The organism is Ruegeria sp. CDSC081, from assembly GCF_059610485.1.
This window is the reverse complement of record NZ_JBXWNS010000007.1, coordinates 80,353-92,590: the sequence shown is the minus strand read 5'-3', so window position 1 is coordinate 92,590 and position 12,238 is coordinate 80,353. Positions and strand designations below refer to the sequence as shown.

Annotated in this window: 12 protein-coding genes; 2 read left to right on the top strand and 10 right to left on the bottom strand. The window is 57.7% G+C overall.

Annotation, left to right across the window (positions count from 1 at the left end):
* Positions 1–11 precede the first annotated feature (11 nt).
* Complete coding sequence (locus tag AC2FH9_RS14450; protein ID WP_282021966.1) at positions 12–593, top strand: transglycosylase SLT domain-containing protein; 582 nt, start codon at positions 12–14, stop codon at positions 591–593.
* Between the two features lie 12 nt (positions 594–605).
* Here AC2FH9_RS14450 and AC2FH9_RS14445 read toward each other — a convergent pair whose 3' ends face one another.
* The 4 genes from AC2FH9_RS14445 to AC2FH9_RS14430 all read right to left on the bottom strand — a co-directional run bounded on the left by AC2FH9_RS14445 (position 606) and on the right by AC2FH9_RS14430 (position 6,762).
* The gene (locus AC2FH9_RS14445; RefSeq protein WP_496872005.1) at positions 606–1,202 is read right to left on the bottom strand and encodes a LolA family protein; all 597 of its coding nucleotides are present in this window, start codon (positions 1,200–1,202) and stop codon (positions 606–608) included.
* Between the two features lie 39 nt (positions 1,203–1,241).
* Positions 1,242–4,130: a DNA translocase FtsK gene (locus AC2FH9_RS14440; protein WP_496872004.1), complete on the bottom strand. Its 2,889-nt coding sequence runs from the start codon at positions 4,128–4,130 to the stop codon at positions 1,242–1,244.
* A 14-nt stretch (positions 4,131–4,144) separates the two neighbouring features.
* The gene (locus AC2FH9_RS14435) at positions 4,145–5,326 is read right to left on the bottom strand and encodes an aminotransferase class I/II-fold pyridoxal phosphate-dependent enzyme (protein ID WP_496750366.1); all 1,182 of its coding nucleotides are present in this window, start codon (positions 5,324–5,326) and stop codon (positions 4,145–4,147) included.
* A 107-nt stretch (positions 5,327–5,433) separates the two neighbouring features.
* Positions 5,434–6,762: an amidase gene (locus tag AC2FH9_RS14430; protein ID WP_496697603.1), complete on the bottom strand. Its 1,329-nt coding sequence runs from the start codon at positions 6,760–6,762 to the stop codon at positions 5,434–5,436.
* An 89-nt stretch (positions 6,763–6,851) separates the two neighbouring features.
* Here AC2FH9_RS14430 and AC2FH9_RS14425 point away from each other — a divergent pair, with 89 nt between their 5' ends.
* Positions 6,852–8,078, top strand: a complete 1,227-nt coding sequence (locus tag AC2FH9_RS14425; protein ID WP_496872050.1) for an FAD-dependent monooxygenase — start codon at positions 6,852–6,854, stop codon at positions 8,076–8,078.
* Here the strand turns inward: AC2FH9_RS14425 and AC2FH9_RS14420 are convergent.
* From AC2FH9_RS14420 to AC2FH9_RS14395, 6 genes are all read right to left on the bottom strand, one after another.
* Positions 8,075–8,260 (bottom strand): Trm112 family protein, encoded by a 186-nt coding sequence (locus AC2FH9_RS14420; protein WP_142637084.1) that lies wholly within the window; start codon positions 8,258–8,260, stop codon positions 8,075–8,077. The two genes, AC2FH9_RS14425 and AC2FH9_RS14420, sit on opposite strands and share 4 nt — an antisense overlap.
* On the bottom strand, positions 8,257–8,898 hold the full coding sequence (locus AC2FH9_RS14415) for an LON peptidase substrate-binding domain-containing protein (protein WP_496689925.1): 642 nt from the start codon (positions 8,896–8,898) through the stop codon (positions 8,257–8,259). The genes AC2FH9_RS14420 and AC2FH9_RS14415 overlap by 4 nt, the downstream gene beginning before the upstream one ends.
* 27 nt (positions 8,899–8,925) lie before the next feature.
* Complete coding sequence (gene trxA / locus AC2FH9_RS14410) at positions 8,926–9,840, bottom strand: thioredoxin (protein WP_496872000.1); 915 nt, start codon at positions 9,838–9,840, stop codon at positions 8,926–8,928.
* Between the two features lie 75 nt (positions 9,841–9,915).
* Positions 9,916–10,704, bottom strand: coding sequence for an exodeoxyribonuclease III (locus AC2FH9_RS14405; protein WP_496871998.1), 789 nt, complete (start codon positions 10,702–10,704; stop codon positions 9,916–9,918).
* A 71-nt stretch (positions 10,705–10,775) separates the two neighbouring features.
* Positions 10,776–11,168 (bottom strand): GFA family protein, encoded by a 393-nt coding sequence (locus AC2FH9_RS14400; protein ID WP_271949675.1) that lies wholly within the window; start codon positions 11,166–11,168, stop codon positions 10,776–10,778.
* A gap of 228 nt (positions 11,169–11,396) precedes the next feature.
* Positions 11,397–12,083: a response regulator transcription factor gene (locus tag AC2FH9_RS14395; RefSeq protein ID WP_142637092.1), complete on the bottom strand. Its 687-nt coding sequence runs from the start codon at positions 12,081–12,083 to the stop codon at positions 11,397–11,399.
* Between the last annotated feature and the right edge of the window lie 155 nt (positions 12,084–12,238).

Genomic DNA, 12,238 nt, shown 5'->3' with positions numbered 1-12,238 from the left:
GCACGAGGCACATGAGCAGAATTCTTATCGTACTCTTCGGGGTGCTGCTTTTGGCATCCTGCGGGGGTGGTTCCAACCAGCCACCCAGCAAGCTGAATGATGCATGCAGCATTGCGCGTGAACGGCCCGAATATATCAAGGCGTTCAAAAGCACCGAGCGGAAATGGGGAATCCCCGTTCACGTTCAGATGGCAACGATCTATCAGGAAAGCCGGTATCGCCACGATGCGCGAACGCCCCATCAATATGTTCTGGGTGTGATTCCGATGGGCCGTCAGAGCAGCGCCTATGGCTTCAGCCAGGCGCTGGACGGGACATGGGATGAGTATCAGCGCGAAACCGGCAAACGCCGGGCCAAGCGGGATCGTATTCGGGACGCTTCGGATTTCATCGGCTGGTACATGAACAAAAGCTATGAGCGGAATGGCATCCAGCCAAGCGACACGCGCAATCAGTATCTGGCCTATCATGAAGGCCATACCGGTTATGCCCGCGGCAGCCATTACAGCAAGACGTGGTTGCTGAACGTGGCCAATGATGTGGATGCGCGCGCCCGGATGTACCAGGCGCAACTGTCAGGCTGTCGTTACTGAACAAACAGCGGGTCAGCGATTGCCTGACCCGCTTCTGTTCTTATTCGAGAACAAGTTGCTGCTTAGATTCTTTCCGGTCTCAAGCTGACCCAGCAGAACCGTTGTCTGTCCGCCTGCATTATCGTGGATCACCCATTTTCGCAGCTCAACCGGATCGCCAGTGAACATCAACTCAATTCGACCGGAGTCAGGGTTTTTCGGGTCCTGTGCTGTCACGACAGTGGCCGTTCCGTCAAAGTCATGCCCAACCACCATATTAGCCTGACCCAGATCGACATTCCGTGCCAGAACCAGAGACAGAGGTGTTCGCTTTAACGGATACTGCTCGGGCGGTTGATTGGATTTCGGATCGAATATCTGAACGGTGCCAGCGCGCGCCAACACAACGGCGCTGTCTGGCGGGTCATATTCGAACCGCATCTTTCCAGGCCGTGCGATCCACAGCTTTCCTGTGCTCAGTGAGCTATCATCATTGACCTGTGTAAATGTCGTCTCGACAGTTTTCAGACCATTCAGGTAATTCGATATCTGCGACAGCGGCAACTTGTCCGCAGCCCAGGCGGCGGGTGTGGCCAGTGTCAGTGCAAGGGCAAAAGCAATCTGTTTCATAAGACCCAGATAAGCGCTCTGCCCTTGTTATTAAATATCCTATTGCTCTGGCACCAGGATTTCGCGTTTTCCGACGTGATTTGCCGATGAAACAATGCCTTCGTCCTCCATCTGCTCAACCAGACGCGCAGCTTTGTTATAGCCAATGGCAAGTTTCCGCTGGATATACGAGGTCGAGCATTTGCGATCCTTGATCACAATCGCCACGGCCTGATCGTACAGGGCGTCTTCGCCATTGGTGTTGCCCCCGGTGTTCAAACCCAGAACAGCGTCGATATTATCAGCCTTTTCCTCGGTCGGTCCATCGACCACACCGCTCATATAATCCGGCGGGCCGAATTGCTTCAGATGGTTGACGATTTCCTCGACCTCTTCATCCGAGACAAACGGACCGTGGCAACGGGTGATCTTCGCGCCACCCGCCATATACAGCATGTCACCCTGACCCAGCAGTTGTTCGGCGCCCATTTCACCAAGAATGGTGCGGCTATCGATCTTTGACGTCACCTGGAAGGAAATCCGGGTCGGAAAGTTCGCCTTGATCGTGCCGGTAATCACATCGACCGAGGGGCGCTGCGTGGCCATGATCAGGTGGATACCCGAGGCCCGCGCCATCTGCGCCAGACGTTGGATGCAGGCCTCGATCTCTTTGCCAGCGACCATCATCAGGTCGGCCATCTCGTCGACAATAACAACGATATAGGGCATCGACTCGGGTGCGAATTCCTCGGTCTCGAACATCGGTTCACCCGTTTCGTCGTCAAAACCGGTCTGGACCGTGCGGCTGAACATTTCGCCCTTGGACAGCGCGTCTTTCACGCGGCCGTTATAGCCCGCGATGTTACGCACGCCCATCTTGGACATCTTGCGATAGCGATCCTCCATCTCTCCCACGACCCATTTCAAGGCGACAACCGCCTTCTTCGGGTCGGTCACCACGGGTGAGAGCAGATGCGGGATGCCGTCATAGACCGACAATTCCAGCATCTTGGGGTCGATCATGATCAGGCGGCATTCATCCGGCGTCAGCTTATACAGCAACGACAGGATCATCGTGTTGATCGCCACCGATTTACCGGAACCGGTGGTCCCCGCGATCAGCAGGTGGGGCATCTTGGCCAGATTGGCCACAACGGATTCACCGCCAATATCCTTGCCCAGCGCCAAAGGCAGCGCCTGATTGCCGTCTCCGAAGTCACGGCTCGAAAGGATTTCGCGCAGTACCACCATTTCACGGTTTTCATTGGGCAGTTCGATCCCGATGACCGAGCGGCCCGGCAGGGTCGAAACCCGCGCCGAGAGGGCCGACATCGAGCGGGCAATGTCATCCGACAGACCAATAACACGGCTGGCTTTCAAACCCGGAGCCGGCTCAAGTTCGTACATGGTGACAACCGGACCGGGGCGGACGCTGACGATCTCACCTTTGACGCCATAGTCATCCAGCACATTTTCCAACATCCGCGCATTCTCTTCCAGGGCCTCATCGCTCAGGTGATGGCGCTGAATGCTGGAGGGGTTAGACAGCAGGCCCAGCGGAGGCAGTTCGAAATCGGAGTGCTTTTCTTCGAACGACAACGCGGGCTGGGCCTCGGCCTGGGCCCGGCGCGAGGGTGGCGGGGTGCGGCGCACGGGTTGAGCTACCACCGGCTTGCGCGGCTCGGCCACGGGGATTTTCATCGCCGGGCGGACTTGCGGCATCTCATCGGCGTCATCCTCGAAAACGGCCTCGTCATCGAAATCCGGCTCGGGCGCAAAATCCTGATGCAGCGGTTCCTGCCATTCTGTTTCAGGCTGCGCTGACAGCATCGGCTCGGGCGGCAGCCCGGTTGATGTCACTGGCGGCTCTGGCGGCAGATCGTCCGCAGGCCCTGCGTTCAGGATCAACGGATCAGGTCCACGGCCCCGCCCTTTGGTCAGCGGCAGATCGGGATCGGGCTCAGGATCCATCTCTCCGACTGCAACCTTACGGTTGCGCACAGCGGCAGAAATCTTTGAACGGATTCGGTCCTCGCCCGGCATTTCCTCGTAACCCGCGACAGGTTCACGGTCGATCAGCTCGGGTTCGGGCATGGGGTCCGGGCGACGGATCAGATCAGGAATGCGCGACAGAAGGCCGGTCTTTACCGGTTCGGGCGCTTCCAGAAGCGGCTCGTCATAAACAGGGTCGGCAAAGGCAATCTCGTCGTCGAACACGGCCCCTTCGGCGCGGGCCAACTTGCGTTCGTCCCATTGGGCACGACGTTCGCGCGCAGCCTCCGCTGTTGCAGCAGCCCCACGGCCCAGCAGATTCATCAGTATGTCATAGGACATAACCAGCCCCAGCAGGAAGGCACGGAACCCCTTGCTCACGTCGTCCTTGGTGAAACCAAGAACAAACACGCCCAGCGTCAGCATCCCAATAGCCATCGCCAGAGACATCAGCTTGACAATAAAATGCGAGGATATGGGCAACAAGGTCAGGAAGGCACCCATGACCGTATCCCCAAACAATCCACCCAGACCAAAACTATGCGTTACGCGCCAAGCCTCACCCGGCACTAATGTCGCCGCATAGACCGAGACAATGGCGATCCAGATCGGTGCAAATATCAGGCGGGCGACGGCACGATCTTCACCGAAATGCCCGGCAAAACGCACACCCCAGCCGATCAACACCAACGCGATGCTCCAACTGCCCCAACCGACAATCATGAACAATGGCGCCGCGATCGAGGCACCAACACGCCCCATCCAGTTCTGCACTGGTGCATCCGTCGACACCATCCAGTTCGGGTCATCCGGTGTGTAGGACCAGATCATTGCCGCCGAAGCCAACCCAAGTAGGATCAGGGCGATGCCGATCAACTCTTTGCTGCGCCTTTCGATGGCGGCCTGAGTCGTGCTGTCCAGCAATGGATCGCGGTTGCGCGCGTTATATGATGCCATTTTGCCCTCGTACCTCACGAATAGATGCAGTCGCGGAGCGTGATCAGCCCCTGCCGCATCTCTGTTTTTGGGGCCACCATCGCGACCCGGATAAATTGCTCGCCCGGGTTTTTCCCCGGATCACCTTGAGAAAGATATGCGCCCGGCAGCACCCGAACTCCGGTCTGCTGCCACAGTTTCAATGCGGTTTCCTCGCCATTCTCGACCGGCAGCCACAGAAAGAACCCTGCCTCGGGCGGCATATAGCCCTGGATGCCTGCAAACACCTGGTCTGCGATGGCGTATTTTTCCTGATAGAGCGCGCGATTCTCGTCCACATGCGCCTCATCGGCCCAGAGCCTTGCGGCGGCGGCCTGCAACGGCAGCGGCAATGGCGCGCCTGCATAATTGCGTAACTGCTTGACCCGCTTGATCGTTTCCGGCCCGCCTGCAATCAGGCCAGACCGCAGCCCGGCCACGTTCGACCGCTTTGACAGCGAGTTGAACAGGGTGATCCGTTCAGGATCAGCGCCCAGTTCCTTTGCGACCGTCAGAACACCTGTAGGCGCTGTGTCGCGGTAAATCTCGGAATAGCATTCATCGGCGAAGATGCGGAAATCATATGTTTCAGCCAACCGGATCAGCTCGACCCAGTATTCACGCGTGGCAACTGCGCCCTGCGGGTTGGCCGGTGAGCAGATATAAGCGGCGACAGTGCGGTTCAGCACATCCGCGGGCAATCCCGCATAGTCCGGCAGATGATCTGTGGCCGCCGTGGCCGGGACAAAAACCGGATCAGCCCCGACCGAGATCGAGGCAACCATATAGACCTGATAGAACGGGTTCGGGCACAGAACGACCGGTTTTTGTCCGTATTTCTGTTCGGGGCACAGCGCCATGGCGGCGTTATACAGCCCTTCGCGCGTCCCGTTCAGGGCCATAACCTGCGTGTCCGGATCCATCGTGACGCCATAACGGCGTGCAATCCAGTCAGTGATCGCACCGCGCAGCTCGGCCGAACCCTCATTCGGCGGATATCCCTGAAAACCGGCAGCATTTTCCGCAATCACGTCGCTGACCCAGGCCGGAAAAGCGTGCATCGGCGCGCCAATGGTCATGTGAATCACTTCACCGCCCGGTTGGTGATGATCCAACAGGGTGCGCAGGCGCGGGAATGCGTATTCCGGAAGGTTCGAAAACCGCTCGGGGAAATTCATAACTACTGCCTCAATATCGGGATCATTTCGCCCCGTTTTCAAGCAGGTTACAGGCCGGGCGGGGCTTCGTCCAGACAAAGCGGTGCCGAATCAGGGGATTGTGGCATTCAGGCCAATGCGGCCTCGGCCGCGGAACCAAGCCGCAAAAGCGCCTCTTCGGACCCCGGATAACCCATCATCATCAGCCCGCAGCCCGGTTTTCCGGTCGGCAAGGTCAGCGCTGCCAGCCCCATGAGGTTGCCGATCCGGGTGTTCCGCAAAGCCAGCAGGTTTTCGGTAACGTAATAGTCATGATCGCTCATCAGCCGTTCAAGATTGGGCGGCAGGATCGGTGCAGTTGGGGCCAAAACGGCGTCAAACCCGGCAGTGGCTACGTCCCATGCACCGCGACACGCCTTCAGCCTTGACCAGGCTGCAACATAATCGGGGCCCGAAGCATTTCGTCCGGCACGGAACCGTTCGAGTATTTCGGGATACATCACATCTGGGTTGGCCTCGATCACATCGCGCCACAGGCCATAGGCTTCGGTGGTGTAAAGAACCCCCGACAGCCCCATCGCGTCGGTCAGTTCAGGGACCTCAAGAGGCAGGATATCTGCACCGGCCTCACGCAACCGATCCAGGGCATCCTCGTAAGCGACACGCGGCTCTGCGCGCAAATCATCCTTGGCGACAGTCTGTAAATCCGCGAAACGACGCCCCTTTAGATTGGCTCCGCGCAAATCAGCTGGCGTACCGCCCTCCAGCATGGCCAGCATATGGGCCGCATCTTCGACCGAGCGGGCCAGCGGTCCAACGGTATCAAACCGCAGGCACAACGGGACTGTACCCTCCAGGCTGACCCGCCCGGCGGTGGTTTTCAGCCCAACCAAATTGTTCCAGGCTGACGGTATCCGCACTGACCCACCAGTATCCGAGCCGATCGCGCAAGCCGCCAATCCCCAAGCCACGGATGCCGCAGCCCCCGAAGATGATCCTCCGGGAACCGCATCCTCATCATCTATGCAGGGCGGCGTTCCGGTGATTGGATTCAAACCCAGGCCGGAAAAGGCCAGCTCGCTCATATGGGTTTTGCCAAGGCATACAGCGCCCATGGCACTGGCATTTCGCAGCACGATTGCATCAGTTTTGGGAACCCGGTCTTTCAGCAGTACCGTTCCTGCCTCGGTGGCAGTCCCGGCAGTATCGAACAGGTCTTTCCAACTGATCGGCACCCCATCCAACAATGATCGGCGCAATCCCAGCTTGGCCCGCTCCTGCGCCGCCTCAGCCTCGGCTCGGGCGCGCGTTTCGGTCACGCGAGCATAGATACGGTCGCGATGCGGGTGGGCTGCTATCGCAGTCAGAAAGGTCTCTGTCAGTTCAACCGGGTCAATCTGGCCCATGCCAATGCCCCGACCCAGATCACAAGCCGTCATCGACAACCAATCCTGCATCACTGCCCCCTTCAATTTCTGCATTCCCAGCGACGGTAGCGACAGGACCGCACATGGACAATCCCGAATGGGCGCGCATAGTGCGCAGCATGGAACAGAGCTCGGATATCCTGATCGTCGGCGGCGGCTTGAATGGCCCCGCTTTGGCTTTGGCACTGGCACAAACAGGGCACAGAGTTACCGTCATTGACGCGCTGGCCGAAAAGGTTCGCAAAAATGCGGCTTTTGACGGCAGAGCCTATGCGTTGGCCCTGGCCTCGCAGCGCCTGCTAGAGGCGATTGGGGTTTGGACACGGGTTGCCAAACACGCGCAGCCAATGCTCGAAATCAAGGTCACCGATGGCCATGCAGGCGCTGGCCCGTCGCCGTTTTTCATGCATTTCGACCATGCCGAGATCGAAGAAGGTCCGATGGGCTTTATGGTCGAAGACCGCCACCTGCGCCGTGCCTTTCTGGACGCGATGGCCGCGGAAAAGGCCATTACCCAGATCAGCGGCAAGACGGTAGTGTCACAGCAGACCTCGGGAACAGGCGTCAGCCTGACATTGGATGATGGCGCGGTCGTCAAGGGTGCGCTGCTGATCGGATGCGATGGGCGTCGCAGCGGCACAGCGGAACGTGCCGGGATCAATCGCACAGGATGGGATTACGGGCAGACCGCGCTGGTCTGCGCCATCGAACATGACTTGCCGCATCACGGCATCGCGCATCAGTTCTTCATGCCACCCGGCCCTTTGGCTATTCTGCCTCTGACCGGCAATCGCAGCTCTATCGTCTGGAGCGAGCGAGCAGAAATGGCCAAGCGCATCAACGCCCTGCCCGAGGAGGACTATCTGCAGGTCCTGCGCCCCAGATTCGGCGATTTCCTGGGCGAAATCCGTCTGGCCGGAGATCGGTTTACCTATCCGCTGAACCTGACCATCGCCAACTCTTTCATCGGAGAACGGATGGCACTGGTCGGAGACGCAGCCCATGGAATGCACCCGATTGCAGGCCAAGGCCTGAATGCGGGCCTGCGCGACGTGGGCGCCCTGGCCGAGGTGCTGACCCTGGCCGGACGGCGCGGGGAAGATATTAGTTCGCCACTGGTTTTGGAGCGTTTTCAGGAATGGCGACGGTTTGATACCGCGTCTTTGGCGATGGCGACGGATGTGTTCAACAAGCTGTTTTCCAACGACAATCCTCTACTACGGATCGGACGGGATATCGGGATGGGCGTCGTCGGGTCACTACCCGGCCTGCGTCGCGGTTTCGTGCGCGAGGCCGCTGGCCTGACTGGGGACCTGCCAAAACTACTGCAGGGTCGGGCGATCTAGTCCAGCTCTCGCGCCTCATCCACCAACATGACGGGAATGCCATTGCGGATCGGAAAGGCCAAACCCGCCGCTTTTGACACCAGTTCCTGTTTTTCAGCATCATAATGCAGCGTTGTATGCGTCTTTGGACAAATTAGCGCCTCAAGCATGTGGCGGTCAAAAGCGTGTTCAACGGTGGTCATTGTAGTGTTTCCTCATTCGCTCCGCCGCGCATGGCGAATTCAATCAGTGTCACCAAAGTCTCGCGTCGGGTGCGCAAACAGGGAGCCTCTAGCAAGGCTTGTTTTTCTTCCGGATCAAAATCCAACAACATCGACAGCGAATTCACAAGCAGTTCATCATTCGCGTCTTTCAACATATCCCAATCAGCCGACAACTTTCGCGACGAAAAGAACTTTTCCAACAGCTTCAAAAGCCCCACCCGATCAAAACCCTCGTCGTGCTCGACCTTGCCAAGATCACGGTCAAACCCGCGCCAGGCCACGTTACAACGGCGGTATGGGGTAAATGCATCCAACTCGGCCTGAATACGGAACCGGGAGATGCCGGTCAGAGTGATCAGATAGCGGCCGTCTTCAGTTTCGGAAAACTGCGTCACCCGCCCCGCGCAGCCAATTTGGTGCAGCTTGTTTTCGTTGCTTTGACAGGGGTTCGGTTGGACCAACCCGATCAATCGTTCCTGGGTTTTCAAAGCGTCGTCCAACATCTGCAGATAGCGCGGCTCAAATATATGCAACGGCAAGCGCGATCGGGGCAGCAACAGCGCCCCGGGCAAAGGGAAAACGGATACCGTTTCCGGCAGATCAGCGGGATGCATCATGTACCCGAGTGTAGCCCTGATCCAGAATTAGGCAAATATCATCGAGCTGAGCTTGCGCCGCCCGTTCAGAACAATCGGATCATTGGGTTTGAGCGCATCAAATATCGTGAACAGCTGAGACTTGGCCGCGCCTTCGTTCCATTCACGGTCACGGCGGAACATTTCCAGCAGCTGCGCCACCGCCTCTTCAACCTCGCCATTGGCATGCAGGGCCTGCGCCAGATCGAACCGTGCCTGATGATTGTCAGGATCGGCCTCAACCGCTGCGGTCAATTCGGCCACCGGGCCGGCATCTGCCGCTTGCTTGGCCAGTTCCAACTGTGCGTTTGCCGCTTCAAGCTCTGGCGATGTGGAAATCTCCGCCGGGGCACCGTTCAAAATTGCCTCGGCCTGCTCCAAATCGCCAGTGGCGATATGCGCGCGTACCAGCCCACCATAAGCGATGGCGTGGTTCGGATCCTCACCCAGAATGGCAGCAAAGGTCTGAGCGGCATCCGCTGCGGCACCTTCGGTCAGCATTTCCTCGGCAGCCTCGACAGCATCGTCCAGTTGACCACCCGGGCTTTCGCCACCTGTCGCCTCGATCACGCGATCTACAAATGCTTTGATCTCGGATCCGGGCACTGCGCCCTGAAATCCGTCGATCGGTTGGCCTTTGTGAAAGGCATACACGGTCGGGATAGACTGAACGCGCATCTGTGAGGCGATCATCTGTGCTTCGTCCACATTGACTTTGACCATCTTGACCGCACCCTTGGCGGCGGTCACAGCCTCTTCCAACAGCGGGCCCAACGTTTTGCATGGGCCGCACCACGGTGCCCAGAAATCAACGATTACCGGCACGTCCTGCGAGGCTTCGACCACATCCGCCATAAAAGTGGCTTCGGTCCCGTCCTTGATCAGATCGGTGGCGGGGGTGTCTGCGCCGTTCAGAAGGTCCATGGCTGTCACTCTTTCGATTAAACTTGCGCTCTATATGCAGTCGCTTGACCCGGAAACCAAGGGCAGAGTTTCACGTCAGACGTCAAAGGTCGCAAAGATCGGGGCGTGATCACTGGGCTTTTCCCACCCGCGCGCATTGCGCAGAACGCGGCTGGAATGGCCTGCATTCGAGATATCCGGGGTCGCCCAGACGTGATCCAGCCGCCGCCCCTTGTCGGCCACGTCCCAATCCCGCGCGCGATAGGACCACCAGCTATAAAGCTGCCCTTCGGGGATGTCCTGCCGGGTGACATCGACCCAACCGCCTGCGTCCTGCGTTTCGGCCAAAGCCTCGACCTCGACCGGTGTATGCGAAACGACCTTGAGCAACTGTTTGTGCGACCAGACATCATCCTCACGCGGAGCGATATTCAGATCACCAACCAGAATGGATTTTTCCGGCTTTTCCGCGTGGAACCAGTCACGCATATCGGTCAGGTAATCCAGCTTCTGGCCAAATTTCTCATTCACCTCACGATCCGGCACATCACCGCCCGCAGGGACATAGAAATTGTGAATCGTCACGCCGTTTTCCAGCCGCCCCGCGATATGGCGCGCATGGCCGAGATCTGCGAAATCCATGTCACCCGCCTCGACCATCGGCAGGCGAGACAGGATCGCAACGCCGTTGTAGCCCTTTTGCCCGCGCGCAACCATGTGAGTGTAACCCAGTTCGGCAAACCCTTCGGTGGGGATCTTGTCCACCGGAGACTTGCATTCCTGCAGGCACAGAACATCCGGCGCCTCTTCGCGCAACAATTTCAGCACGATAGGCTCGCGCAGACGGACCGAGTTGATGTTCCATGTGGCAAGAGTAAAAGGCATAGGGAATTCCTCTGTCGCGGTTGGCGCACCCTAACGCGGTGCTTTCACAGGTACCATCGTAAAAGAAATTATCAGGACGGATGCCCTGAGGATTGGGGCGCATCATCGCAAATCTCGTACCAATGCGGTTTCTCAGATACGGATTCGTGAAACTGGACTTTCAGATCAAACGGAGTGTCCAGCGCATTGGCCGCAATCGGAAAACTGTCCGCATCAGCCAGAATTTCACCAAGCGACGTCCCACAGGTATCGCAGAAACACCTGCCATATTTATAGGGCGGTTCAGGCTGGTAAGTGACAACTCGGTCCTTACCGTCCAGCCAAACAACATCATCTTTCTTGACGAAGACAACAGTGCTTGCACCTGCCTTCCGACAACGCGAACAATGGCATGTTCCCATAACCGAAGGTTCACTGGTAAGTTGGAATTTTACGGCGCCACACAGGCAACTTCCATGAATCACTTTCGCCTCCAATTTTGCACTCCAGAAATAGAACATTACATGAACATACACTTTGTCGCAATCCGCTAGGAGCCGCAAAACACTTTGCAGCACAAACAAAAAAGGCCGGGCCATCAGGCCCGGCAGTCCAACAGGGAGGTACATGTCATTACCCGGACATGTACGGGTTGGGAGTAACTTAAAGATGTCTACAGGGTATCACTTTGATCCAAGTCAATCCACATCAAGTTACGATACCAAGCGATATCCACCCGATTCTGTGACCAAAAGGCGCGCGTTGGATGGATCGGGCTCGATCTTCTGACGCAGGCGATAGATATGAGTTTCCAGCGTATGCGTGGTGACACCGGCATTATAGCCCCAGACCTCATGCAGCAGAATGTCACGGGCGACGACACCGTCGGCGGACCGGTACAGGAACTTGAGGATATTGGTTTCCTTCTCGGTAAGGCGAATCTTGCGGTCTTCGTCGGTGATCAGCATCTTCATCGCCGGCTTGAACGTATAAGGCCCGAGCACAAATACCGCGTCTTCTGATTGTTCATGCTGGCGAAGCTGCGCACGGATACGAGCCAGAAGGACCGGAAACTTGAACGGCTTGGGAACATAGTCATTGGCACCGGCATCCAGACCCAGGATGGTGTCCGCGTCACTGTCATGACCGGTCAGCATCAGGATCGGGCTTTTCACACCTTGCTTGCGCATCAGGCGGCACAGCTCGCGCCCATCCGTGTCGGGCAAGCCAACATCCAGAATGACCAGATCGTAAATCGCCTCGCGAGCCCGCTCCATGGCTGATGCCCCGTCCGACGCTTCGAATACATCAAAATCCTCGGTCATCACGAGCTGTTCGCTCAACGCTTCGCGCAGATCCTCATCATCATCCACTAGCAGGATTTTTTTTAGCTGTGCCATATCCGGTCCTCCTAAGCCCTTTTCCACCACTTGCGCGCGAAAGATGCAATCAACAAGGTTTGCTGCAACCGTTTCACGCCCTCGTGTCTCAGGATGAGGAATTGTTTCACATTTCCTTTTGATCAGGCTACATGAAGGGCTGATCGTTACAGGGT

What these genes read in the sequence shown, in the direction of transcription:
- AC2FH9_RS14445 (WP_496872005.1), bottom strand. Translation starts at nt 1,202, where the DNA reads ATGAAACAGATTGCTTTTGCCCTTGCACTGACACTGGCCACACCCGCC.
- AC2FH9_RS14450 (WP_282021966.1), top strand. Translation starts at nt 12, where the DNA reads ATGAGCAGAATTCTTATCGTACTCTTCGGGGTGCTGCTTTTGGCATCC.
- AC2FH9_RS14395 (WP_142637092.1), bottom strand. Translation starts at nt 12,083, where the DNA reads ATGGCACAGCTAAAAAAAATCCTGCTAGTGGATGATGATGAGGATCTG.
- AC2FH9_RS14440 (WP_496872004.1), bottom strand. Translation starts at nt 4,130, where the DNA reads ATGGCATCATATAACGCGCGCAACCGCGATCCATTGCTGGACAGCACG.
- AC2FH9_RS14415 (WP_496689925.1), bottom strand. Translation starts at nt 8,898, where the DNA reads ATGATGCATCCCGCTGATCTGCCGGAAACGGTATCCGTTTTCCCTTTG.
- AC2FH9_RS14405 (WP_496871998.1), bottom strand. Translation starts at nt 10,704, where the DNA reads ATGCCTTTTACTCTTGCCACATGGAACATCAACTCGGTCCGTCTGCGC.
- AC2FH9_RS14430 (WP_496697603.1), bottom strand. Translation starts at nt 6,762, where the DNA reads ATGCAGGATTGGTTGTCGATGACGGCTTGTGATCTGGGTCGGGGCATT.
- trxA (WP_496872000.1), bottom strand. Translation starts at nt 9,840, where the DNA reads ATGGACCTTCTGAACGGCGCAGACACCCCCGCCACCGATCTGATCAAG.
- AC2FH9_RS14420 (WP_142637084.1), bottom strand. Translation starts at nt 8,260, where the DNA reads ATGACCACCGTTGAACACGCTTTTGACCGCCACATGCTTGAGGCGCTA.
- AC2FH9_RS14425 (WP_496872050.1), top strand. Translation starts at nt 6,852, where the DNA reads ATGGAACAGAGCTCGGATATCCTGATCGTCGGCGGCGGCTTGAATGGC.
- AC2FH9_RS14435 (WP_496750366.1), bottom strand. Translation starts at nt 5,326, where the DNA reads ATGAATTTCCCCGAGCGGTTTTCGAACCTTCCGGAATACGCATTCCCG.